At 65.2% G+C, this 23,074-nt stretch carries 23 protein-coding genes and 2 pseudogenes; 9 read left to right on the top strand and 16 right to left on the bottom strand.

All coding sequences use genetic code 11. The annotated features are described in order from the left end of the window. Window positions 1-20 precede the first annotated feature (20 nt). Complete coding sequence (locus GEV05_06335) at window positions 21-422, top strand: hypothetical protein (GenBank protein ID MPZ43007.1); 402 nt, start codon at window positions 21-23, stop codon at window positions 420-422. A 138-nt stretch (window positions 423-560) separates the two neighbouring features. Here GEV05_06335 and GEV05_06340 read toward each other — a convergent pair whose 3' ends face one another. After that, on the bottom strand, window positions 561-1,391 hold the full coding sequence (locus tag GEV05_06340; GenBank protein MPZ43008.1) for an aldo/keto reductase: 831 nt from the start codon (window positions 1,389-1,391) through the stop codon (window positions 561-563). A 231-nt stretch (window positions 1,392-1,622) separates the two neighbouring features. Here GEV05_06340 and GEV05_06345 point away from each other — a divergent pair, with 231 nt between their 5' ends. Next, window positions 1,623-2,027: a hypothetical protein gene (locus GEV05_06345; protein MPZ43009.1), complete on the top strand. Its 405-nt coding sequence runs from the start codon at window positions 1,623-1,625 to the stop codon at window positions 2,025-2,027. Between the two features lie 35 nt (window positions 2,028-2,062). Beyond that, window positions 2,063-2,725 (top strand): methyltransferase domain-containing protein, encoded by a 663-nt coding sequence (locus tag GEV05_06350; protein MPZ43010.1) that lies wholly within the window; start codon window positions 2,063-2,065, stop codon window positions 2,723-2,725. 29 nt (window positions 2,726-2,754) lie between these two features. On the opposite strand, the gene GEV05_06355 is transcribed toward GEV05_06350, so the two are convergent. The 6 genes from GEV05_06355 to GEV05_06380 all read right to left on the bottom strand — a co-directional run bounded on the left by GEV05_06355 (window position 2,755) and on the right by GEV05_06380 (window position 8,134). After that, the gene (locus tag GEV05_06355; protein MPZ43011.1) at window positions 2,755-4,179 is read right to left on the bottom strand and encodes a DUF3300 domain-containing protein; all 1,425 of its coding nucleotides are present in this window, start codon (window positions 4,177-4,179) and stop codon (window positions 2,755-2,757) included. 402 nt (window positions 4,180-4,581) lie between these two features. Further along, complete coding sequence (locus tag GEV05_06360) at window positions 4,582-4,875, bottom strand: hypothetical protein (protein MPZ43012.1); 294 nt, start codon at window positions 4,873-4,875, stop codon at window positions 4,582-4,584. Window positions 4,876-4,914: 39 nt separating this feature from the next. After that, entirely contained in the window at window positions 4,915-5,892 is a 978-nt protein-coding gene (locus GEV05_06365; GenBank protein MPZ43013.1) for a tripartite tricarboxylate transporter substrate binding protein, read from the bottom strand. A 147-nt stretch (window positions 5,893-6,039) separates the two neighbouring features. Beyond that, window positions 6,040-6,837, bottom strand: coding sequence for a M48 family metalloprotease (locus GEV05_06370; GenBank protein ID MPZ43014.1), 798 nt, complete (start codon window positions 6,835-6,837; stop codon window positions 6,040-6,042). Window positions 6,838-6,908: 71 nt separating this feature from the next. Beyond that, complete coding sequence (locus tag GEV05_06375) at window positions 6,909-7,607, bottom strand: hypothetical protein (protein MPZ43015.1); 699 nt, start codon at window positions 7,605-7,607, stop codon at window positions 6,909-6,911. Beyond that, window positions 7,550-8,134 (bottom strand): hypothetical protein, encoded by a 585-nt coding sequence (locus GEV05_06380; protein ID MPZ43016.1) that lies wholly within the window; start codon window positions 8,132-8,134, stop codon window positions 7,550-7,552. The genes GEV05_06375 and GEV05_06380 overlap by 58 nt, the downstream gene beginning before the upstream one ends. Window positions 8,135-8,389: 255 nt before the next feature. Here GEV05_06380 and GEV05_06385 point away from each other — a divergent pair, with 255 nt between their 5' ends. Together GEV05_06385 and GEV05_06390 are read left to right on the top strand one after the other, a co-directional pair. After that, window positions 8,390-9,538: an HlyD family efflux transporter periplasmic adaptor subunit gene (locus tag GEV05_06385; protein MPZ43017.1), complete on the top strand. Its 1,149-nt coding sequence runs from the start codon at window positions 8,390-8,392 to the stop codon at window positions 9,536-9,538. Continuing rightward, window positions 9,519-11,075 (top strand): DHA2 family efflux MFS transporter permease subunit, encoded by a 1,557-nt coding sequence (locus GEV05_06390; protein ID MPZ43018.1) that lies wholly within the window; start codon window positions 9,519-9,521, stop codon window positions 11,073-11,075. Before GEV05_06385 ends, GEV05_06390 begins: the two co-directional genes overlap by 20 nt. Before the next feature lie 30 nt (window positions 11,076-11,105). Here the strand turns inward: GEV05_06390 and GEV05_06395 are convergent, their stop codons facing one another. The 3 genes from GEV05_06395 to GEV05_06405 all read right to left on the bottom strand — a co-directional run bounded on the left by GEV05_06395 (window position 11,106) and on the right by GEV05_06405 (window position 13,272). Beyond that, complete coding sequence (locus GEV05_06395; GenBank protein ID MPZ43019.1) at window positions 11,106-11,435, bottom strand: heavy metal-binding domain-containing protein; 330 nt, start codon at window positions 11,433-11,435, stop codon at window positions 11,106-11,108. Further along, window positions 11,432-12,325 carry a hypothetical protein gene (locus GEV05_06400; protein MPZ43020.1) on the bottom strand — a complete coding sequence of 298 codons (894 nt, stop codon included), beginning with the start codon at window positions 12,323-12,325 and terminating at the stop codon, window positions 11,432-11,434. The genes GEV05_06395 and GEV05_06400 overlap by 4 nt, the downstream gene beginning before the upstream one ends. Window positions 12,326-12,390: 65 nt before the next feature. Then, window positions 12,391-13,272: an NAD(P)H-binding protein gene (locus GEV05_06405; GenBank protein MPZ43021.1), complete on the bottom strand. Its 882-nt coding sequence runs from the start codon at window positions 13,270-13,272 to the stop codon at window positions 12,391-12,393. Window positions 13,273-13,330: 58 nt separating this feature from the next. Between GEV05_06405 and GEV05_06410 the strand changes: the two genes are divergently transcribed. From GEV05_06410 to GEV05_06420, 3 genes are all read left to right on the top strand, one after another. Beyond that, the gene (locus GEV05_06410; protein ID MPZ43022.1) at window positions 13,331-14,596 is read left to right on the top strand and encodes a hypothetical protein; all 1,266 of its coding nucleotides are present in this window, start codon (window positions 13,331-13,333) and stop codon (window positions 14,594-14,596) included. A gap of 136 nt (window positions 14,597-14,732) precedes the next feature. After that, a complete protein-coding gene (locus tag GEV05_06415) occupies window positions 14,733-15,365 on the top strand; it encodes an aldolase (protein ID MPZ43023.1) in 633 nt (210 codons plus the stop codon). Window positions 15,366-15,380: 15 nt separating this feature from the next. Further along, entirely contained in the window at window positions 15,381-15,851 is a 471-nt protein-coding gene (locus GEV05_06420; protein ID MPZ43024.1) for a cupin domain-containing protein, read from the top strand. A 707-nt stretch (window positions 15,852-16,558) separates the two neighbouring features. Here GEV05_06420 and GEV05_06425 read toward each other — a convergent pair. Further along, a pseudogene (locus tag GEV05_06425) lies at window positions 16,559-16,783 on the bottom strand (hypothetical protein). A gap of 458 nt (window positions 16,784-17,241) precedes the next feature. On the opposite strand from GEV05_06425, the gene GEV05_06430 reads away from it, so the two are divergent. Beyond that, window positions 17,242-17,685: a hypothetical protein gene (locus GEV05_06430; protein MPZ43025.1), complete on the top strand. Its 444-nt coding sequence runs from the start codon at window positions 17,242-17,244 to the stop codon at window positions 17,683-17,685. A 469-nt stretch (window positions 17,686-18,154) separates the two neighbouring features. Here GEV05_06430 and GEV05_06435 read toward each other — a convergent pair whose 3' ends face one another. From GEV05_06435 to GEV05_06455, 5 genes and pseudogenes are all read right to left on the bottom strand, one after another. Further along, complete coding sequence (locus GEV05_06435; protein MPZ43026.1) at window positions 18,155-19,084, bottom strand: hypothetical protein; 930 nt, start codon at window positions 19,082-19,084, stop codon at window positions 18,155-18,157. A 27-nt stretch (window positions 19,085-19,111) separates the two neighbouring features. Further along, window positions 19,112-19,666 carry an ORF6N domain-containing protein gene (locus GEV05_06440; protein MPZ43027.1) on the bottom strand — a complete coding sequence of 185 codons (555 nt, stop codon included), beginning with the start codon at window positions 19,664-19,666 and terminating at the stop codon, window positions 19,112-19,114. Window positions 19,667-19,671: 5 nt separating this feature from the next. Next, a pseudogene (locus GEV05_06445) lies at window positions 19,672-20,064 on the bottom strand (helix-turn-helix domain-containing protein). A gap of 308 nt (window positions 20,065-20,372) precedes the next feature. Further along, window positions 20,373-20,882, bottom strand: a complete 510-nt coding sequence (locus tag GEV05_06450) for a hypothetical protein (GenBank protein MPZ43028.1) — start codon at window positions 20,880-20,882, stop codon at window positions 20,373-20,375. A gap of 38 nt (window positions 20,883-20,920) precedes the next feature. Next, window positions 20,921-22,945 (bottom strand): CocE/NonD family hydrolase, encoded by a 2,025-nt coding sequence (locus tag GEV05_06455; GenBank protein MPZ43029.1) that lies wholly within the window; start codon window positions 22,943-22,945, stop codon window positions 20,921-20,923. Window positions 22,946-23,074 lie beyond the last annotated feature (129 nt).

The raw sequence follows: 23,074 nt of genomic DNA on the forward strand, positions 1-23,074 counted from the left end.
CTAGGATCACCGGACACGCTATGTTCCTGCTCCTGCTTCTCGTGACGCTGCTCGTCGCGTTCGCCGTATCGCTGATCGTCATGTGGATGTTCGCCCGACCGGTCGATAGCATCCTGAAGCGGATCATTTCCGACGACATCAGCTCGGCCTGGCTGCGCTATCTGAAATTCGCCATGATGGTGGTCGGAGTCTCGGCCGGCGTAAGGATCTACGAGATCGAGAAGTACATTACGCCGCAGCGGCACGACAAGGAGGCGCGGATTCTCGAGCTCACATCGGAGCGCTGGATTCTTGAGCTTTACCGCACTGTCATTGAAGCGCTGCAAGGCATCGCCTGGATGCTCCTCGTGTTCTTCGTATTCGCGCTGATCGCCTATGTGATCGTCCGGTTCGCCGAAACGAGGCGTCCGCGCGAGCCGTAACGTGCACGTGCCGCGCGGGCGGTCACGCTTGCAGCCGGCCGGGAGGAGGGAGCGCCTTGTCGTTGCGTTAATCCGGTTGCGGCAATGCGGTCGGGCGTTCGAGCTCTCGGCGCTCGAGCGCGCCGTTCGATCCTTGCCTCAATCCCAGGCCGGCGCCCGGCCGATCGGATCGGCGATCCGTCCGTCGGGTCGCTTGAGCGCGGCTATCCGCGCCATTTCTTCGTCGCTGAGGGCAAAGTCGAAGACCTGCAAACTTTCGGCCATGTGCGCCGGGTTTGCGGAACGCGGGATGGGAACGATATCGCCCTGTTGCACGAGCCAGCGCAGCGCAATCTGCGCGATGGTCTTGCCGCGGCTGCGCGCGATGTCGGCAAGCACCGGTTCCGCGAACAGTCGGCCGCGCCCCAACGGGCAATAGGTCATGAAGATCAGACCGGCTTCGCGGCAGAAGGCAAGCACCTTGGTCTGCTCGAGATAGGGATGGTATTCGGCCTGCAACGTGGTGAGCGGCTCCGGGCATGAGCGCATCGCATCCCGCGTCAGAGCGATGTTGAAGTTCGCGACCCCGATATCGCGGGCCTTGCCTTCGCGCTTGGCCTTTGCCAGCGCGCCCATGGTCTCGGCGAGCGGGATGCCCTCGGTACTCGGCCAGTGCACGAGCAGCTGGTCGACGTAATCGGTATCGAGTCGCGACAGGCTCTGCTCGAGCGAGCGCGCGAAATCGCCGGCTCGCAGATACTCGTGCGATACCTTGGTGGTGATGAACAGGCGGTTGCGCGGGATGCCGGAGCGCTTGACGCCTTCGCCGACGCCTTCCTCCGAACCGTACTTCCATGCCGTATCGATATGCCGATAGCCAATTTGGAGCGCCTTGGCGACGATTTCCGCGCAATCGCCCAGCTGCGACGTGCCAAACCCGATCATCGGGACGGCATCGCCATTCAGGGTTGCGTAGTACCTGCCGGTCATGCGCGGAAGTTCTCTTTGCAAGTTGGACAGCTCGGCAACGACCGGCGATTATGCAATCGCGTGCGGTCGCTGTCATCCCCGATTGTTCGAACCCCGATTGTTCGCGCTTCGATGTATTGTTCGAGAGGCCGAACGCGCGCGCCCGCTGCTATCATCGATGCACCATGCATAGTCTGCCCGCCGAACGCGCGAAAGCTGAGCCTCGCGCTGAATCCCGAGCTGCAATTGGGGGTGTCGAGGACGTCGGAACGCCAGGGTCTCGGCAACGGGCGCACGGGCTATGCGGCCACTCTGATCGTCTCCAGAGAGACGTCGTTCGGAGCGATTCACGCGAACGCGTCGGCCAATCGCGTGGGCTATGATCTGGCCGGGAATCGAGAGACGAATCGCCGCACGCTCTATCGCCTGTCGGTCGCACCTGTCGTGACGCTCTCGCCCACTTGGACGGCGGCCATCGACTTCGGCCTGACGACCAATCCCGACCGCGCGCGGCGCGCCCGCATGGGTTATGTGGAATTGGGCGCCATATGGTCGCCGCGCGCGGACATCGAGCTGGCCTTCGGGATCATCCGGCAGGTCGGCGACGGCGAGCCGACCAGCCAGACGCTTACCGCGGGGCTGACTTGGCGGTTCTAGCAACAACCGCCCGTACCGAGGAGACGGAAATGCGCATTGCCCGATTGGTTTTGAAGGCCGCCTGCGTGGTATCCGCGATGCTCGGCGTCGTGGCTGCCAGCGCGCAGGCGCCGCATACGCATCAGCACCGTTTCGACGACGCACACAAGTGGTCGCAGATCTTCGACGACCCCGGTCGCGATACATGGCAGAAACCGCACGACGTCATTCAGGCGCTGGCGTTGAAGCCCGATGCCGTGATCGCAGACATCGGCGCCGGTACCGGCTACTTCGCGGTTCGGTTCGCGCACATGGTTGCGAAGGGACGCGTGTACGCAGTCGATACCGAGCCCGCGATGGTGCAGCACGTTGCCGAGCGTGCGAAGCACCTGGGCCTCGGCAACCTGACGGCTTTGCGCGCATCGCCGCAAGACCCGGGCTTGCCCGAGAAAGTCGATCTGATGGTATTCGTGGACGTTTACCATCACGTCGAGCATCGCGATGCCTATTTGCGCAGGCTGCGCGATGCGTTGAAACCGGGCGGGCGCGTCGCCATCATCGATTTCCGCATGGATTCGCCGGTCGGCCCGCCGCGCAGCGCACGCGTCGCGCCGGCGCAGGTGAAGGGCGAGCTCGAACGCGCGGGTTATCGCCTGGCGCAGGAGCATGACTTCCTGCCCAACCAGTATTTCCTCGTGTTCACGCCGGGCAAGTCCTGATCGGCTGAATTGCTGCCTGGATTAGATTCTCAGTCGCGATTACCGGGGTCCACCCGCGCGCGCGGCGGGCGGCGGAATTCTCGTTCCGGCTCCGCGTTGCGGTTAGGCGGCGGGCCGCGTTCGACCCGTTGCGCTGCACGCGGCGCTTCCCGGGGGGCGCGCGCACGCGCATCGTTGCGGTCCGGACGCTGGCTGCGCCCTTGCTCGCGATGGTCGGAGCGGTCATTGCGCCGCACATCGCTCGTTCCATGACGGCGATCGGAGCCGTCGCGGTCGATTGCGCCGCGATTCCGGTCGGGTCTGCCGTCGCCATCCCGATCCGGGCGCCGTGCACGATCCGGCACACCGTCATTGTTCCGGTCGGTTCGCCTCGCACGATCCGGCACACCGTCGTTGTCGCGGTCGGTTCGCCGTGCACGATCCGGCACGCCGTCATTGTTCCGGTCGGTTCGCCTCGCACGATCCGGCACACCGTCGCCATTGCGATCCGGCCCGCGCCGGTCGCGCAGATCGTCCCGCCGCGCTTCGCGCGACTCGATCACCGAGCGCGTGGCCGCGGGGCCGCGCCTGTCGTTATCGTGCCGCCAGTCGCGACGGTCGTGGTGGTCCCCATCCCGGTCCCTGCGCCGCCGCCGGTCGTCGTGCCGCCATACTCCGGGCCGAGCCTCCCGATGCACCACCACCGAGTTCGAGTGGCGCGGGTAGTAATGGGAATGAACGTGGACCACCCGCACTTCGTGCCGCGGCCACGCGAACCCGCCGAAGAAGAAGCCGCTACCGATATGAATCCCCGGGCCCCAGGTGAGGTAGTGGCCCCGCGGCAACGGGTCGACATAGCCATGCCAGCGCGGCCAGTGCATGGGCGGACGCGATGGCCACCACCAGCCGCCGTAAGCGACGCGCGGGTCGTAGTGGGGGACGTAGGCGGTCTCGGGCGAGGCTTGCTCGATGACGATGCCGGCGGCCGTGACCACGATTTGCACGGCTTCGTTGGAGCGCAATGTTCCTGCCTCATAAGCCCTGCGGCGCAAGGCCTGCACCGTATCCATCACCTCCGCGCGCTGGTGCAGAAATGCGTTGCCGAGATCCCCGGTCCAGCGCAGATGGCCCGCCATCGTTTCGAGCACCATCGGGAAGGCGAGCAGCGAGCGCACGCTCGGATCCCAATCCTGATCCGCGGACGTGCGCACCGCCGCGTCTCCGCTCAGGCCCGGTCTCGCCCGCAGCCAGTTGGCGGCGTCCTCGACTTCTTCCGGATAGGTGGCGGCCATCAGCACGTGCGAGAGGAGCGCATCCGGATAGAGCGCGATCGGCGCCAGCATGGAATCGAGCGTTGCCCGGTCGTAGCGGACCGCGCCGGATTGTGCGGACGCAGTTCCGACAGCGAAGACCAGGCTCGCGCTGGCGATCATGACCAGCAGGCGCAGCAGCAGATGCCGTGCAACCCGTCTCATGTTTCTCTCCTTGGAACTCCACGCGTCTTGCAATTAACGTACGCGCCACGATCGGATTTAACGCTTCGCGCTCTCACGAAGCCACCAGAGAAGTGAAACAGTGTGTAAGCCGGGATACATCCCCGATCGCCCGCTGCCAGGAAACCCGTTGCCCACAGCCATGTCGAGCAAGCGCGGCGCGCGACAGAGGCACTTTGTCACGCCGGTCAATAGAAACGTGCGCCGGGAGACGGTGGCGCCAGGGGACGGTGGCGCCAAGGGACGGTGGCGCCAGGGGACGGTGGCGCCAAGGGACGGTGGCGCCAGGGGACGGTGGCGCCAAGGGACGACAGTGTCCCGGACGACTGCGTCGGGGACACATTGACGTGTCGGTGCTAGAGCGCGCGATTTTCCGGGCGTCGGCTACATTCCGAGCATGCGCCCGATCTCGGCCACGTAGCGTGCACCCTGGATGGCGTCGTCCACCAGCGTATCCATAAGCCGGTGGATGCTGCGCAGCCGTTCGTGCACCGGGCCCGGAGGCGGGCCGCTCGAGTCGAGCAGGCGCTTGAGCGAATCGACTTCGTCGCGCAGGGCCTGAACGTCCTCGGAGCCGCTTCGCACCTTTGCCAAATCCGCTTCCAGCGCGGCAACCAGCTGCTCGACCTGCTGCAGATCGACCTTCGGTGCGAATTCGCGATTGTCCGGCTCGCTCATGACAGCCTCCAGCCCGCCTTTACGCTCAACCGTTGCAGACTAGTTCAATTGTACGCCCACGCTCTTGACGACCCTGGACCACTTGGCGATCTCGGCGTGATAGTCCTTGGTGAACTGCTCCTGCGAGCTGCCCACTGCATCCAGCCCCTGCGCGAGCAGCGTCTTGCGCATTTCGGGATCGTGCACCAGCCGCGTCACCGCTGCCTGCACCTTGGTGGCGATCGCCTTGTTGGTCGCGCCGGGCATGAACAGCGCATACCAGTTTTCCACCCCGAAACCCGGAACACCCGACTCCGCAATCGTCGGATACTCGGGCAGCGCCGGCGTGCGCTTCGGTCCGACCACGGCCAGGGCGCGCAGCTTGCCGGTGGTGAAAAACGGCCGGGTCGATATGACGCTCGCCACCGTGAGGGCGACGCGTCCGCCGACGAGGTCGGTAATGCTCGGCGCCGTACCCTTGTAGGGGATATGGGTCATCTTCAGGCCGGTCATCTGGTTGAACAGCTCGATCGACAGGTGCTGCGCCGAGCCCAGCCCGGACGAGGAGTAGAGCAATTGCTCGGGCCGTGTCTTGGCGAAGGCAACCAGCTCCTTGACGTTTTTCACCGGAATGGACGGATGCGTCACCAATACGCCGGGAGAGACCACCGCCATCGTGACCGGAAGCAGATCCTTGGCCGGATCGTACGGCAGCTTCATGATGCTCGGCGTGATGGCGAGTCCGGATGAGGTCATCAGCACCGTATAGCCGTCGGGTGCCGCGCGCGCCACCGCGTCGGCCGCGATCGTGCCGCCGGCGCCGGGCCGATTGTCGGCCACGAACGACTGGCCCCACGACTCGCCCAGTTTCTGCGCGATGATGCGCCCGGTCGTGTCCACGCCGCCGCCGGGTGCGAGCGCAATGATCATGCGGATCGGTTTGGTGGGATACGCTGGCGCCTGCGCCTGAGCGGCGCTGGCGCAGATCGCCGCCGCGAGCGCCGCCAACGCCCGATCTCGAATGGGCCTGCAATGCATCGTATTCTCCTGGTGTGATTTTGCAGCGCTATGCTCGAGCTGCGGGCGCAAGTATAGCGGCGCGCTGCATCACACCGGGTGATTATTGATGCGTGCCGGACAGGCGGACAGGTTCCTGGGTGGCAGGAGCGACGTAATGTTGCCCGATCAGTGGCGGGCTGCCTGATAGAGCGGCGTCATCTTGGGCACCAGTTGCTGCAGGTTCGCGATTCGGGTTTGGTCCGAGGGGTGGGTGCTCAGCCACTCCGGTGCGCCCGAACCGCCGCTCAGCTTCGCCATCTTTTGCCACAGCGAGATGGCCGCGTTCGGGTTGTATCCTGCCCGCGCCGCGATCTCGATGCCCAGCCGGTCTGCTTCGGTTTCTCCGGTGCGGCTGTTCGGCAGCTCGAGCGCCACCATCGCCACGTTCTCCAGGCCGCTCAAATTCACGCCGGTCGCAATCGATCCCAGGGTGAGGGCGGCATTGGTCGCGACGGCGCGCGACATCCGTTCGCGCCCGTGTTGCAGCAACGCATGCGAGATCTCGTGCGCCATCACCTGCGCCAGCTCGTCATCGGTGGGATTGATTTTCTGAATGAGACCCGTGTACACGGCCATCTTGCCGCCCGGCATGCACCAGGCGTTGACGCTGGAATCTTCGATCACGTGCACTTGCCATTGCCAATCGGCGCTCGCCGGAATGATCTTTTCGGCCTGGGCCACGAGCCGGCTGGTGATTCTCTGCACGCGCGCGGCGCTGGCGCTGTTGGTATCGAGCTTGCGCTGGCTGCGCGCCTGCGACACCGTCTTGGCATAAGCCTGCGCCGACGCCGATTGCGCTTGTTCTTCCGAGACGAGCATCACTTGCGAGCGGCCGGTGACCGGATTGGTCTCGCAGCCGGCGACCAGCATGCCAGCACCGACGAACGAACACGAGAGCAAGAGGGAACGAAGCTGGGCGTGCATGACGGACCTCCGGGAAGCGACGGAACGTTCGATATTTGGCGCGCAACGGCTGGATGGGAGCCTTGTCATCGCTAGATCGTGTAGCGGGCGAGCCGGTCGCGATCGATCATCGCGGCGAATCCGGGCTTGTCCTCCAGGCTCAGCATCCCATCGCGAATGCGCGGCGGCTCGTGCAGAATCTGATCGGCATACGCGAGGTAGTAGCTCGTTTCCGCCGGCAACGTATCGGCGTGACGCGGAAAGGCCGCGGCCACGTGCGAGGCGGCGAGCGAGCCCAGCGCACTTTCGGCATGCAGGCCGACGTTGACACGCACGTTGCCCTGGTCGCAGGCGCGCGCGGTTTCCAGCGCGCTGCTGGCGCCGACTCGCGTGGGCTTGATGCCGATGGCGCGCGCCCCGCGCTCGAGGAAGAGCCGCGCGTCGGCGAGCGTCTGGCAACGCGAATCGACCACCAGAGGCACGGAACTTTCGGCCTGGGTTTTTTCGAACCAGGCGTCGGGGCGTAAATCGCACGGATCCTCGGCGTGCGTGGCACCCGCTTCGGCCAACAACCGCAGATACGCGGGCGCTTCATCCTGCCGATAGGCGCTATTGGCGTCGACATAGAGCGCAACCGACGCACCGACCGCCGCGCGGATCTCCTGCAAGGCGCGCGCATCGATCTCGAATCCTTGTCCGCCCTTGATCTTCAAAGTGCGAAAGCCGAAGCGAGTCACCATGTCGGCCGCTTCCTGCGCCATGACCTTGGGGCGTCGCGCGTAACGGTCCACGAGAGCGCGACCTCGCGCACGCCGCCCCACAGCCGCCACAACGGAGCGCCCTTGGCTTGCGCGCGCAGGTCCCAGCAGGCGTTGTCGATGAGTCCCTGGGCGAGCGTGTTCTCGGGAAAGCGGTCGAGCCGGCTGCGGACCGCGGCCGGCTCGGAGAGATCGACGTCCTCCAGCGCCGGCAGCAGCAGGTCCTCGAGCGCCGCTGCGAGCACGCGCGGCGTGGTTCCGGTCCACGTCGGCTTGATGGGACCTTCTGCAACGCCTTCGAGTCCTGCGTCGGTGACAAGTCGAAGAAGCATGAAAAGCCCGCTGTCCTCCACCGTATCCTTCCAGCGCACGGGACGGGGATAGGGCAGCTCGTAGACGACCACATGGGAACGGACGAGGCGCATGGCGGGGACTCGCTTTGTTGTTCGGGGGACGAGTCTACCTTGTCGAAAGGCGGTGCACGTTTGCGCTCGTTGCGTCCGTATCGGATTGCAGGGGCTACTTCGTGCAACAGCATTCGACGGCTCGTGGCTTCGCATGCCAATGGGCTGTTGCCTCGCTCGCCAAAGCGTCGCGTCGGCCGATTCGTGACGCAGCGTACGGCCTGTGGCAAGCCGCACCCCTCGTGCCCGAGTCCACGATACGATCCGGCAAGCCGACAAATCGTCGCTGCCGCTTGCCCGGGTTGCCGCGCACGCCGCATAATCCACTCATCTTTCGAATGAATCCGGCACGCGCGAGCCGATCTTCCTCACGTCCTGCTGGTCACTGCAGCGGGCAACGCGCACACAACAATGGCGGAACAGCAACAGAGCGAGGCATCGCGGTCCGCGCCTGAAAGGACCCCATCCTCGCGGATACGCCGCACCGGACGCGGCAAGCTCATCCTGGTTCTCGTTGCCGCCGTTGCCTTGCTCGTCTGGGGCGGGCAGTGGCTGTATTACCGCTATACGCACGTCTACACCGACGACGCCCGCATCGACGGCGAAGTGATCACGATTTCCAGCCGCACCGCGGGCTGGCTCACGGAAATGAACGTGATCGAGGGCGACACCGTGACCAAGGACCAGGTGCTTGCCCGGGTCGATGCGCGCGATTCGCTGCTGCAGCGCGAAGTCCTCATGTCCAAGCTCGAATCGATCCAGAGCCAGATGGCCGTCGTGCGCGCCCAATCGGGCAAGGTCGATCAGGAGACGCTCGGCAAGGTGCAAAGCGACACCAACCGCCTGGCGGCAGCCGAGGCCGAGGTGGCATCGCTGGAAGCGCAACTGAAGCAGGCGCGCTTCGACTACGAGCGTGCGCGCGACCTGACGGCGCAGAAGTGGTTATCGCAGCAGGCGATGGAGCGGGCCCGCACGGCCTTGCGGCAGACCGAGGAGCAGTACAACAAGTCGGTGGCCGAGGTGGCAGCCGCGCGCGGAATGCTCGCCGTCGCCGGCGGCGGCCGCAAGCAGTTGCAGGTGCTGGAGAGTCAGATCGAGGTGCTCGCGCGTCAAGCCGACGAGATCCGCGCCGAGATCAAGCGCCAGGAAGTGGACATCTCCAACCGGATCATCGTGAGCCCCACCGACGGCCGCATCGTCATGACCTTCGTTCGCAAAGGCGAGCACGTCTCTGTCGGCCAGCGCATCCTGATGTTCCACGATCCGACCAAGATCTGGGTCGAGGCGAACATCAAGGAAACCGACATCGGCCTGCTCGAGCCCGGCATGAACGCGCGAATTCGGGTCGATGCCTACCCGGATAGCGAGTTCGAAGGCACGGTGCATCGAATCGGCCGGGCCGCGACCAGCCAGTTCGCCTTGCTGCCGGACCCGAACCCCAGTGGCAATTTCACCAAAATCACCCAGCGCCTGCCCGTGCGCATCCTGCTCGACGAGACCGACGTGCGGCTACGGCCCGGCATGATGGTGGAAGTCGACATTGGCGTCCGAAACCGCTGAAGTCCTGGCCGCGCGCTACGGGCCGCGGCTGCGTCTGTACGCCACCGGCACCGCCATGCTCGGCATGGTGTCCGCCGTGCTCACGACCACCATCGTCAACGTGGCGATTCCCGACATCATGGGGGCGTTCGGCATCGGCCAGGACCAGGCGCAGTGGCTCGCGACCGGGGCATTGGCCGCGATGACGGTCGGCATGCTGACCAATGCATGGCTGGTGCGCAGTTTCGGCGAGCGGCGTACCTTCATCGGGGCGCTGATGCTGTTCGTTTGCGCGCTGCTGATGGCTGGATTCAGTCCGAACGAAGACATCCTCATCTTCGCCCGCATCCTGCAGGGCGCGGTTGCAGGCATCTTGCAGCCGCTGTCCATGTACGTTCTGTTCCGCGTCTTTCCGCCCGAGCAGCGCGGCACGGCGATGGGCTTCTTCGGCATGAGCGTCATCCTCGGACCGGCCATGGGCCCGACGCTGGGCGGCATCCTGATCGAGCACTTCAACTGGCGCTACGTGTTCTTCGCCGCGGTTCCGGTCGCGTTGGCGGCGATGCTGCTCGGCAGCTTCTTCATGCCCGAGCGCGACGAGTCGGGCAAGCGGGCGGAGTTCGATTTCGTCGGCTTCGCGTTGCTGGGGCTCGCGCTGGGCACATTGCTGACCGGGTTGAGCAATGGCCAGCGCGAAGGCTGGGATTCCGACTTCGTCTTGTCGCTGTTCGCGCTCGCGATCGCGTGCGGCCTGGCATTTCTCGCCTGGGAGCTCAGGGTCGCGCAACCGCTGGTCGAATTGCGGGTCCTCGGCAACAGCCAGTTCACGGCTGCCGCGGTGGTGGCTTTCATCTTCGGGGTCGGGCTCTTCGGCACGGTCTACCTGGTGCCGCTGTTCGTGCAGCTGGTGCAGAAGTACACGGCGCTCAACGCGGGGCTGCTGCTGATGCCCGCCGGACTGATTCTCGGCGCCTTCATGCCGGTCGCCGGCTACATCGCCGACCACACCCCGGCGCGGGTGCTCATCATCGCGGGGCTGCTGTGCTTCGGCATTTCTTCGTACTGGCTCGCCGCGGTCGATGCGAACACGCCGTTCTGGACCATCGCCTGGCTGGTGGTGCTGAGCCGCGTCGGGCTGGCGCTGATCAAGCCCTCGCTCAATCTCGCGGCGCTCCGACCGTTGCGCGCCGAGCAGCTATCGCAGGGCGCGGGTATGATCAATTTCGCCCGTCAGCTCGGCGGCGCATTCGGCGTCAATACGCTTTCCGTGGTGCTGGACCGGCGCACGATGTTCCACAGCGAGGCGCTGACGAGCACCCAGTCCGGAGCGAATACGGCAACCGCCGAGCTGTTGCAGCACATGCAGGCGCTGCTCGCGCAGGCAGGCGTCTCGCCCGACGTGCAGGTCTCGGGCGCACTGCATTTCCTCGGCCGGGTAGTGCAGGCGCAGGCCTACACCGCCGGCTTTCGCGACAGCTTCCTGGTGTGCGCGCTGATTTTCACTGTGGCACTGATACCGGCGTGGATCATGGGGATGGGTCGATCGAAGCCGGCCTGAGCCGGCCCGACTTGCCGCCCGGCGAAGATCTCAGGGGTTGCCGTGCACGATAACCGCGGTACCGCTTACGGTGACCATCAGCATGCCGTTGCTTTCCCCGAGCACCTCGTAGTCGAGGTCGATGCCGACGATCGCGTTGGCGCCCAGCTCGGCGGCGGCGGCTTCCATGTCCTGCATGGCAATCGTACGCGCGTCGGCGAGCTTGGATTCGTACGCACCCGCGCGGCCGCCGACGATGTCGCGAACGCGGGCGAAGAAATCGCTGAAGACGTTCGCCCCGATGATCGCTTCGCCGGTCACGATGCCGACATAGCGCGAAATGGGGTGGCCTTCGATGCTGGGCGTGGTGGTCACGATCATGGCTGCTCTCCTTTCACCGCGTGAATCGTCTTCGGTTCGGGCGGTCCGCGGTCGAAGAACGCGGCTGCGGCCCGCGCCGGATTCGCCTGGTACGCCTGGGCGAAGGCGGCGTCGAAATCTGCGCCGTTCTGCAGCGAGATCAGTAAGCGGCGAAACGCCTGCGGATCACGCCGGTGCAGCCAGCGCACGAACAGCAGCGCCTGGCGGTAGAAGACGCTGACGGGCAGCTTCCAGTCGTCCGCCATGCGGCGGCTCTGCCACGGCAGGTGTTGCTCGTCGGGCAGGAAGTAGTGCTGGCTCGCGGCCGCTGCCCAGGCCTGCTCGTCGCTGGCGAGATCGGCACCGCCGCCGTGCGCGACGAACGATGCAAGTCCCTCATGGAACCAGACCGGGATGCCGAGGCTGTAGTGGCCGCGCACCTGGCCCATGTGCAGGTGGGACAGCTCATGCAGCAGGATCGGAACGAGTCGCTGCGGCTCGCGATCGAACAGCCGCGGCGCGAGCAGCAGCCGGTTGTCGTACACCACCGCCGCGGTGAAGTTCCAGCGCGGATCGACGAAGCGATGAAAGCAGGCGTCGTTGCCGCACACGTACACCACCGGCTCGTCCCGGAACGGCCGGTAGTGCATCGTTTCGACGTGCGCGGTTGCGGCCGGAAGCAACGCCGCGACCTGGCGCGCGAATGCTTCGGCGCCCGGCGCATACCGCACCTGGCTCGATTGCGCGAGCGGCCGGAAGTGCGACAAGCTCTCGATCGCATCGTCGTATCCGACGTGGGCGCAACCGCCATGCGCGAGCACGGATACGACGCACAAGGTGCGTGTCAGCGATCGAAATTCTGCGGCGGACTTCGTCGTCGACGCATTCCGATAACCTGCGGCGAGCTTCATCGTTGACGCATTCCTTGGCGAACCGGCCGCTGCCGGGCGGTCGGGCGGAAAACGATAGCACATCACTACGCGGGTCCGGTGGCGTCGATCGCTGCGGGCAAGCCGTCGAACACCGTCGGATAACGCAGCTGCACGCCGAGCTCTTCTCGCATGCGCCGGTTCGACAGGCGGCGCGACTCGCTCATGAACGACAGCAAGGCGGCCGGGATGCGGCTCGCCGCTTGCGCGCGTGCGATGCGGGGCGGGCGCGGCAGGCCGGCGCGATCGGCGAGGAGATCGAACCAGTCGCCCATGCTGAGCTGCGTGTCGTCGCAGGCGTTGTAGATGCCGTGCGCGCCGGGATGAGTAAGCGCCGTAACGCTGATTGCTGCGAGGTCGTCGGCATGGATGTGATTGGTGTAGACGTCGTCCTCAGGCCGGAGCACCGGCGTGCCTTTGCGCAGGCGCTCGAGCGGAAGCCGATCCGCGGCATAGATGCCCGGTGCACGCAGGATCACGCAGCGCACTGCATGGGCGCGTTGGAATGCCACGATCTGCGCCTCCGCGTCGACGCGGCGGCGCGCCCGATCCGTCGCCGGGTTCACCGCGCGCGTCTCGTCCACCCAGGCGCCTGCGCAATCGCCGTAGACGCCGCTGGTGCTGATGTACACGAGGCGCTGCGGCAACGCGCAGGAGGCCAGCATCGCGAGCAGGTTCGCCGTGCGCGGATCGGTCGTGTCCGTGCCCGCAGGCGGGGCGCAGTGCAGGACGTGGCTCGCGCGGCCGGCGAAGCGTCGCAGCGACGCCGGATCGTCCAGGTCGCCTGGTTCGATGGCGAGCCCCGGACGGGTCGGGATCTCGCGGACGCGTTCAGGGCGCACGAGCGCAGTGACGCAGAAGCGAGCGGTGAGCCGCGGCAAGGCGCGCTGCGCAATATCGCCGAAGCCGGCGATCAGGAGCGTGTTCATGGCATCATGCTAGCTGCGAATGCGGCTCGCGGGGAAGCGGGTCCGTGTTGGAGATGTGATGCTTCTCGGATGCATTGCCGACGATTTCACCGGTGCGACCGACCTGGCGAGCATGCTGGTCGCGGGCGGGATGCGCACGGTCCAGAAGATTGGAATTCCCCGGGATCGGTCGATCGCCGACGGCGCCGACGCGGTCGTGGTGGCGCTCAAGTCACGCACGATCGCCGCCGCCGATGCGGTCGCGCAATCGCTTGCCGCTTTGGAATGGCTGCGTGGCAGCGGCGCGCGCCAGATCTACTTCAAGTACTGCTCGACCTTCGATTCGACCGATTGCGGCAACATCGGCCCGGTTGCGGATGCGCTCATGCAGGCGTTGGGCACCGACTTCACCATCGCCTGCCCGGCGCTACCGGCCAACCGGCGCACGATCTATCTGGGCCACTTGTTCGTCGGCGACATGCTGCTGTCCGATTCGCCCATGCGCCATCATCCGCTCACGCCGATGACCGACGCCAATCTCGTGCGCGTGCTCGGGCGCCAGACCCGGCGCAAGGTCGGCTTGGTTGCGTATCCCGAGGTTGCGGGCGGCTCGGAACGTATTCGGGCCGCGTTCGATCGGCTGCGTGGCAACGGGGTGAACTACGCAATCGTCGACGCGTTGTGCGACGAGGATCTGAGTGCGATCGGCGCTGCTTGCGCTGATTTGCCGTTGGTCACGGCCGGGTCGGGCGTGGCGCTCGGGCTGCCGCAGAATTTCGTGCGCCAGGGGCTGCTGTCGCTTCGAAAGGACGCCGCGCTATTGCCTTCGGCGGGTGGTCGCGCCGCCGTGCTGGCCGGAAGCTGCTCCGAAGCAACGCGGCGCCAGGTGGCTGTCATGGCCAGGCACCATCCTGCTGTGGCGATCGATCCGTTGAGCGGCGGTGATGCGGATACGCTCGCGGGCTCTGCCATCGAGCGTGCGCGGGCCGATATCGCCGCTGGGAGGATCGTGTTGTTTTATTCCAGCGCCGAACCCAACCAGGTCGCGACGGTGCAGACGCAACTGGGTGCCGAACGGGCCGCTGCGCTGGTCGAAGGAGTGTTCGCGCAGCTCGCGCAAGAACTGGTCGCGCTCGGCGTGCGCCGGCTGGTGGTCGCGGGCGGCGAGACCTCGGGTGCGGTCGTCCAGGCGCTCGGCGTGAAGGCGCTTGCCATCGGCGCGCCGATCGATCCCGGCGTGCCGTGGACCATGAGCCTCGGCGAGCCGCGCATCGCGCTCGCGCTCAAGTCGGGAAATTTTGGCGCGGACGATTTCTTCGACAAGGCGCTCGGGATGGCGTCGTGAGCGGGGCGGAAGCCGGCAAGGTCGCAGACGGAGCGCATTTCCCTCCGCCTTGCTTTACGCGCGGCCGAAGCCAAGCTATCCCGCGATCGTTTTGCATCCCGCTTGCGCGGCAATCGGCTCGGTAAAGGAACGTGCAATGAAAGAAGCGACACTGCGCGAGGAAATCGCTGCGCTCGGCCGCTCGATGTTCGAGCGCGGGCTCACTCACGGATCGACCGGCAACATCAGCGCCAGGCTCGACGACGGCTGGCTCCTGACGCCTACCGGCTCCAATCTCGGGCGGCTCGATCCGGCGCGCATTTCGAAGCTCGACTGGAACGGGAGGCTGGTCGCGGGCGATGCACCGTCGAAGGAGTCGTTTCTGCATCTTGCGATGTACCAGGAGCGCGACAAGAGCGGGGCAGTCGTGCACCTGCATTCGGTCCATTCGGTCGCCGTCTCGGTGCTGGAACAGATCGACGCAGCCGATCCGTTGCCGCCGCTGACGGCGTACTATGTCATGCGCATCGGACGGCTCGCGCTGGTGCCGTATTACGCGCCCGGGGACATGGCGCTGGCCGAGGCCGTGCGTGGCGTGGCCGCGAAGCACCATGCCGTGCTGCTCGCGAATCATGGCCCGGTGGTCGCCGGATCGAGTCTCGCCGCTGCCGCGGACGCGGTCGAAGAGCTGGAGGCCACCGCGCAGCTCTATCTGCTGCTGCGCGGGAGCCGCGTGCGTGCGCTGACCGAAGCACAGGTTGCCGATCTGAAGCAACGTTTTCCGACCTGACCGATGGAGGAAGAGATGGCCGAACAGCCGCAATCCCTGCTGAGCGCAGCAGCGATCGCCGCGATGGCGGAGCGCAAGTTCCAGCACATGTTCAATGCCAACGGGATCCGCATGACACGTTCCTTGAGCGACGCCTGCGGCTTGAAGCAGCTCGGCGTGCACCTGGTCCGGGTCGAGCCGGGGCGCGAATCGACCGAGTATCACACCCATTCGCACGACGAGGAGTGGATCTACATCCTCTCGGGGCGCGCAATCGCCGAAATTGACGGGCGCAAGACCGAGGTCAAGGTCGGCGATTTCATGGGCTTCGTCGCAGGTTCGGCGCCGCACACCATGAAGAACGAATCGACCGAGGATCTTGTGTATCTGGTCGGCGGCACCCGGCATGCCTACGACGTGGTCGACTATCCGCGCCGCGGCATCCGCTCCTACAAGTACGACGGCAAGCGCGACAACGTTGACACGAAGAAGCTCGGGGTGGAATGACCTACTCATTGCGATGCGTGGGTGAGTGGAGTGCTCCCCAGGATTGGGTGGTGTGGGCCGATATATCCAGTCCGATCCGATCGCAGTACGCGCACCTTCGACCCCGCCTGCTCCATTGCAGCGAGCAGGCGCCTCCACTACACTGGCCGCCAACAGGTCGTACGGCGCGATCCCGCCTGAGTGGCTCTTGGCTTGCGGCGGCGGTCGCGGATTCGATGCTTACAGCCCGGAGGGGAACATGAACGCGCCTACCGCAACTTCCGCAGCCACGCGTCCCGCCGCTGTCCGTTCTGACGCGCCGAAGTTCGAGCTCGATCCGAAGTGGCCCAAGCCGTTGCCCGAGGGCTGGATCACCGGCCAGCTGCCCTGCGTGTACGTCGATCACAATGACAGTATCCTGATCGTCAATCGCGGCAACATCACCGACGAAGAACGCGAGACCTGCATCCAGGCACCGCCGGTGATGATCTTCGATCAGGGCGGCAACCTCGTCCACGCCTGGGGCGACTGGGACGTGATGCCCTCGACGCCGCACAGCTGCGCGGTGGATCGCGACAACAACGTGTGGGTTTCCGCCAACGGCGACGGCATGGTGCAGAAGTACACCTACGACGGCAAGCTGCTGCTGCAGATCGGCCAGAAAGGGGTGTTCGACACGGCCGACGGCGGCAAGAAAGGCCCGGGGCTCAATGCGGCGCACGATCGCTTCAACAAGCCGGCCGGCATCGCCTGCGATCCGGCCAACGGCGACGTCTACTTCGCCGACGGCTACGGCAACCGCCGCGTGGTCGTGTTCGACAAGGACGGCAAATACCTGCGCCAGTGGGGACGGCAGGCGACGCCGGAAGAGATGGAAGCCGGCGTGGGCGGCGCGTTCGCCGAGGTGGTGCACAGCGTCGATATCGGCAACGACGGGCTGGTCTACGTGGGCGACCGCCAGGGAGACCGTGTCCAGGTGTTCGACAAGCAGGGCAACTTCAAGCGCAATATCTGGGTACGCACTGGCACGCCGCAGCTTCCCGACAAGCGCGGCACCGCGTGGTGGACGGCGTTCTCACGCGATGCGTCACAGAAATATCTGTACGTGATGAACGGGCGCAACGAGCAGGTGCACATCCTCGATCGCGAGAGCGGGGAGATCCTGTCGAGCTTCGGCCGGCCGGGCCACCAGCTGGGCGATTTCACCCATGGGCACAGCATCGCGGTCGATACGCGCGGTAATCTGTACGTGGCGGAAACGAATTGGGGCCGGCGCGTGCACCGCTTCCGCCCGGCTGGCTAACACGCCACTTGCGCGCATCCGGCGTTGGGGCTGGCTGCGCAGCGTTCGGCGGTGTGATGCTCTACGCGTTTCGGGCTGCTGGCCGATACGTTGTAAGCAGCTGCCACCCTGGGCCGATATTTCCAATCCGATCCGATCGGGCTCGCGGGCGGCATCAATACCTATGCATATGTTCAAAGCAATCCGCTGACTTGGATCGACCCGGATGGTCGCCAGAGCAGAGAAGGAAGAGAACGTCCGAGTGATCGAACCCCGCGAGACCGACCCGATGGGCCGTATGGTCCCATTGGTCAGGCAAGCACTGATCCTTCAAAAGTACCCACGCCCTCGGTGCCTTCGACGTCACTGGTTCCGACGACGTTCCAGGCATGCATGGCGAAAAATCTCGCCGACTGTCCACTCGCTGTAGTGGGTTCGTGCGCGCCAATCTGTGCAATTGCCGCTCCGACCGGACCTGGGGCATTAGGCTGCGCGATCGGATGCGCATGCACCATCAGCTACACGTGTTATGAGCTTAGCCGGATGCAGTGTAACTACTTATCTGGCCGATAGTCGTTCAGGGGACGACTCGATGGTTACGATTCGAAAACGCGTTTACTTCAAGTGCCCGAAGTGTGGTCATGCGACGAGCTATGCTCTTCAAATCGCCGGAGAGAAAAATAGCTACGTGTGCGAGCGCTGCAGTTCCATTTCGACCCCGAGGAACTATCTGCTCGCAAGCTTTGTTTACGGGGCGGTCCTCGGCGGGCTCATGGGCGTTATAGCCTATTGGATCTTTACTCGGCATCTGTTCACCGCATCGCCGGCGTTCGCGATATTGGCCGCCGTGCCTATCGGGTTAATTCTTGCATGGCTTGTTGCGCCAATCCTGTCGCGAGTGTTTTACCGATGGACCTTGATAAAACCAGGTTCGTAGCGACGAAGGTCCAGTAACGGGCAATCGCGGCGATGGACTGGCGTAATGCATCCTGAGTGGTCTCGTTGGGCGCCTGAGTTTTGCGAAGGACGAGGCAGTGCTGCGTCAAGGCTGCGATTCAGCGTCATCGTCGCCCAAGAGCTTGCCCTGCTCGGGCCCGCGCTCATGGCGAATGACCTGCACGATGCTGTAGATGGCCTTGAGCTTGCCGAGCTCGATCCACTGGCGGATCTGTAGCTTCACGTGCAGGATGTCGTTCTTACGGAAAGCCGCCTCGCCCGACTGCACGGCGTGCATGAAGGCTTCATCCTCGATCGCGACGTAAATCGTGCGGCTGCCATCGGAAACGCGCCACTTGTTCTCTTCCTCGAACGAAGGCGCGACGATGGTGACGCGCGTGTCGGTGACGGAGATCGTCTCGCCCTCGTGCTCGGTCGGGGCGACGAAGGCGGGGAAGTCGTCGCGCGTGACCTCGACGGTGTCTTTGCCCTTATGGCGGACCTTGAAGAGGTCGATGCCGCGGCTCTTGAGCGGCTCGACGATGCGCTCGACTGCTTTGCGGGCGCGCAGATTCTTGAACAGCTCCCACACGCGCCGGTCGACGCTGACGGGTTCGGCATCGCCTTCGAAGGTGATCTTCACCCGTTCGGTATGCTCGACGGTGACGGAGGTGGTTCTCCGACCGCGGCCATGCTTGATGAGCTGGAACAGGCCGAACCCTGTGCCGAGGACACCGGAAATCCCGAGGATCTGGAAGAGGTTCGCCCAGGCGCTCGCCTCGCTGCTGCCGAAGAGACTGACGATCTGCTGATAGAAAGTGGCGAGCTCGAGGCTGACCTCGAAAGAACCCTGCTCGAAGCCGGCGCGCACGCGAAGCCGGATCTGCACCTCGGGCGGCAAGGCCAGGTCGTGGGCCTCGTCGAAGAGCTCGGCGAGCGCGAGCAGCGCCGGTGCCAGATCCTTCGCGTCAATCGCGCCTTCGGCGACATCCTCCCCGTCGTACACGATGCTGAAGCGTGCATCGTCTGCCGCCATGGAACTCCTCCCCTTCTTCTTAGCTGCTTACTTCTCCTGCGGATGCACGAAGCCGATCGGCCGTCGCCTGGGTACGGGCTCGGGCGGGGCCATGAGCTTCTTGATCGCGTCGAGGATCTCGAAGATCGTCTCGTCCTGGGTGTCGATGCGCTGCTCAAGGGCGGTGAGCTTGCGAGCAAGGGCCTTGTGCGTGGCGAGGACCTCGCGCATCTGCACGAAGGCGCGCACGACGTAGACGCCCATCTCGATGGCGCGAGGGCTGTTGAGCACGTTGGCGGCCTGGATTGCGCCATGTTCGGTGAAGGCGAAGGGAGTGAAGCGCGGGTCGCGGTGCTTCTGGGAACCGGTCGCAATTTGCGACCGGTTCAGCGTATCGAGCTCGGCACGGGTGAGCCGGAACATGAAGTCCTCGGGGAAGCGCTCGATGTTGCGCTTCACCTGCTCGTTGAGCCGTCGAGTTTCAACGCCATAGAGTGACGCGAGGTCGGCATCGAGGATGACCTTGTGGGCGCGTACGAGAAGGATGCGGCTGGTGATGGCCTCGACGGCGATCGCGACCGATGCTCGCTTCGATCCCGCCATGGGTCTCAGTGGCTCGTGCCTGCGAGCACGTCTTCGAGCATCTGAATGACGAGCGGCTGCTTGGCGCGGGGAAGCTGCGCGATGCGCTCCATCTGCTGCTGGAGCTTCGGTGCCGGCCCGCGTTTACCGGCCGCGCGCACGGGCTCGCCGAGGAGCTCTTCCACACCGACGTGGAGCGTGCGCGCCATTTGCACGACCATCGACACTGGCGGGCGGGCGCGTCCCACCGCGTATTGGGGCAAGCGTTTGCTGGGCGATGCCGAGCTCGTCGGCGAGCGCCTGCTGCGACAGACCCTGGACTTGCGTGCGGCGGCGAGCCGCGCGCCCAGGTCCTTGAAGAACTGCTGTTCCCCGGGGTTCATGGAAGGCGCTGCTGCAAGCTGCGAGGCGCTCAGCATAAGGCCGTGTCCGAGGAGGATGACCGACTCTACTCACAATGTGAGTAACTATATCGCAGAGCGATTGGTACTCAAAACCCTTTCGACAGCGTGCCAGGTCGGCGGCGAAACCGCACGAGACGGAGTGTGGCGCGGATTCGATCGTTAATCGCCGAAACGCATCTCTTGCCGCTTGCCGCCGGCGTTGCTCTTTGCTGGTTAAAGCGATCCTGGCCGAGTGCGCCTTCATTCTCGAGCTGCAAGCAACGGATGAATCAAGCAAAGTAGCCTCGACTACGACGCAAGCATGTCGGGTCAACTATAGAGTATCAGCGCTGCCTGCTGTGAGCGGGCGGTGTTGTATCAGGCGGCGTAATCATGCCTGCTCGCGCCGCGAACTTCTTGGCGGTGGGGTGATAGACGTAAGGCTGGTCGTCGACGAGCGCAAGAAATTCCGCGCGTGCCTGCACCGCGCGCTCGAAGGCGCCGCGTTCGCCGTACTTGCACACCGCGAAAGTCCTTGTTATTTGCTTACCGTCAGGACGTTTGAGCCGCGCCTGCCACGAACCCTGAGGCTGATTGTATGGGCGGATGAAGTGCACGCCGGGCACGCCGCTGGTATTGGACGAGCGAACGAGCTGATGAAATTCGCGCTTCGCGAGCGTGCGGGTTCGGGCGAGCACCCGATCGCGCCAGGCGATAGCGGCGGCCAGGGCCTTCTTCGAGCCCCCGCATCGAAGATCGTAGAAGCTCTTGTAGTAGGTCTTGCCGCGCCGGCGGATCGCGACCGCCCAACACCAGACGCTGGGTTTGGCTTGGATACGGCTGATGGCGTACATAACGATGCCGAACAGAATGGATCGGCTACACTCTCGCTTCAGTTGCCGGTTCGCGGGACGCGCTCCTCGAACTCGCGTTCGAACACGTTCGCATCGCCTTCGTAGGCTGCGAGCTTCCCGCGGATGACGAACTCCCGCTTGGTGCACGAGACCTGCGTCCGACTCTGCGTGCGGATGCGCCAGTCCCCGCGCTCGAACTCCCACGTCCAGTCCACTCTAGCGGTCGCGGACAGCGGATCGTCCTCGACCACGCAATAACGCTCGGTCGAGCGCGCTTCCGCGATCAGATCGATCTCGTCGTAACGGTTGCGCCCGCTCGTATCGTGCACCTCGACCACGGTCAAACCCTTGCCTAGATCGGTCGTGATGACGCGATTGCGGCTGCCGGGCGTGAGCGCCGTGCGCGCGACCGGGGCAGCGGATTCCGGCGCCTTGAAGCGCGACAGTTTGCCGTCGGCGCGCGAGGCTGGCCGAATCGGCAGCTCGAGCGCGCTCTTTCCGGTGACGAGCGTGAGCGTTACCGGCTCGGGCGAAGGCCACACGAGTGGCCAATACGTGGTCGAGAGCGCGACCCGGATGCGGTGGCCCTTGGCGAACGAGTAGGCGCAGTCGATCAGATCGAAGCGCACCGTGTACTGCTTGCCCGGCGTGAGCCGGGCCACCTTGTCGGCGCCTTCACGATGCGTGAGGTTGAAGGTCTGGTACGTGACGCGAGTGGATGCGCCGTCGGGCGCGACATCGCACACGCGCACGCACACGAACGCGACCGGCCGATCGACCGAGAACGTGAGCGTGACTGCGGGGGTGCCGAGGATCTCGAGATTCTTGCGCAGCCGCGCGCTGTCGAAGCAGATCGACTGGCCGTCGTCGGCGCGCTGATCGCCGGGAAGCTCCGGACTGGGCCCGTGCTGGAACCAGGGCATGAGCTCGCCGGCGCCAAGGCCGAGCGTCTGCGGCGATTTCCACGCAAGCTTGGCCGAGCGCCCGGCGCGTGCGTCGAGCGTGCCGCCGGCATTCATGAAAAAACGCTGTGGCCTGATGCGCGGGCTCGGCCATTGCGCTTCGCTCACCCAGCGCCCGGGCGATTCGGCATAGAAGCTCTTGGCGGGCACCGAGCGCGGCATCCAGGCGATGAGTTTGGGATCGCGCGTGACGCCCGTGTCCCGGCCGCGCATCCAGTGGTCGTACCAGCGCAGCGCTTCCTGCAGGAAACCGATCGCGGGCCCGGGCATGCCGAGGTGCCCGTAACGATGGCCCCATGGCCCGATGAGGCCTTTGCACGGCGCCTCGAGCTTGCTCAGCGATTCGCTCACCGCCCCGACGTAGGCCCCGTCGGCCCAGCCGCTCACGGCGAAGAACGGCACCTTGATGCGTGCGTGGTCGATCGCGCGGCTGCGCCAGTACTTGTCGAACCTCTGGTGCTTCAGCGCCGAGATGATCTGCGGCGTGTTGTTCTCCACGCGCGCCATCCACATTTCGCGCCAGCGGCTGCCGACCAGCGCCGGATCGGGTGGCCGCGACTTGTAGCCGAACACCTGGCTGGACCAGCGGATCGCTCGCAGGAGAAAACATCCGCCGCGATAGACCTGACTGTAGCGAAAACGGTCGGGTGCATACGACTGCGCGATCACGGCCTTGAGCTGCGGCGGCGCGCGAAACGCCGTCTGTATGCCCTGAAAGCCGCCCCACGATATCCCGAACATGCCGACCTGGCCATCGCTCCATGGCTGTTGCGCGATCCAAGCGAGCACCTGCACGGTGTCTTCGGATTCGTCGCTCGTGGCGAACACGCCCTGGATGCCGTCGGAATCACCCGAGCCGCGAATGTCCACGCGCATCGTGGCATAGCCGTGGCCGGCGAAGTAGCGGTGATGCATGGCATCGCGCGGCGCGTAGATGTCACGCTTGCGATACGGAATGACCTCGATGATGGTCGGCACGCGCTGCGTCGATACGATATCGGGCAGCCACAGCTTGGCGGCCAGCCGCACCCCGTCGGGCATTGGAATCCAGCAATCTTCGGTTTCGGTGTACTTGTGGGGGAAGCGGGTGAGGGTTTTCAAATCGTGGGCTTGGGGGATGATCGTGTGAGGCTTTCGATGCTATCAACAGCACGAGCCTGTGTACATGTCGCTCCGACATCGTGCGTGCGGTTCGCGGCGCGCGATTGCTATACTTGGCGCAATCCTTCC

The organism is Betaproteobacteria bacterium, from assembly GCA_009377585.1.
Lineage (GTDB): Bacteria > Pseudomonadota > Gammaproteobacteria > Burkholderiales > WYBJ01 > WYBJ01.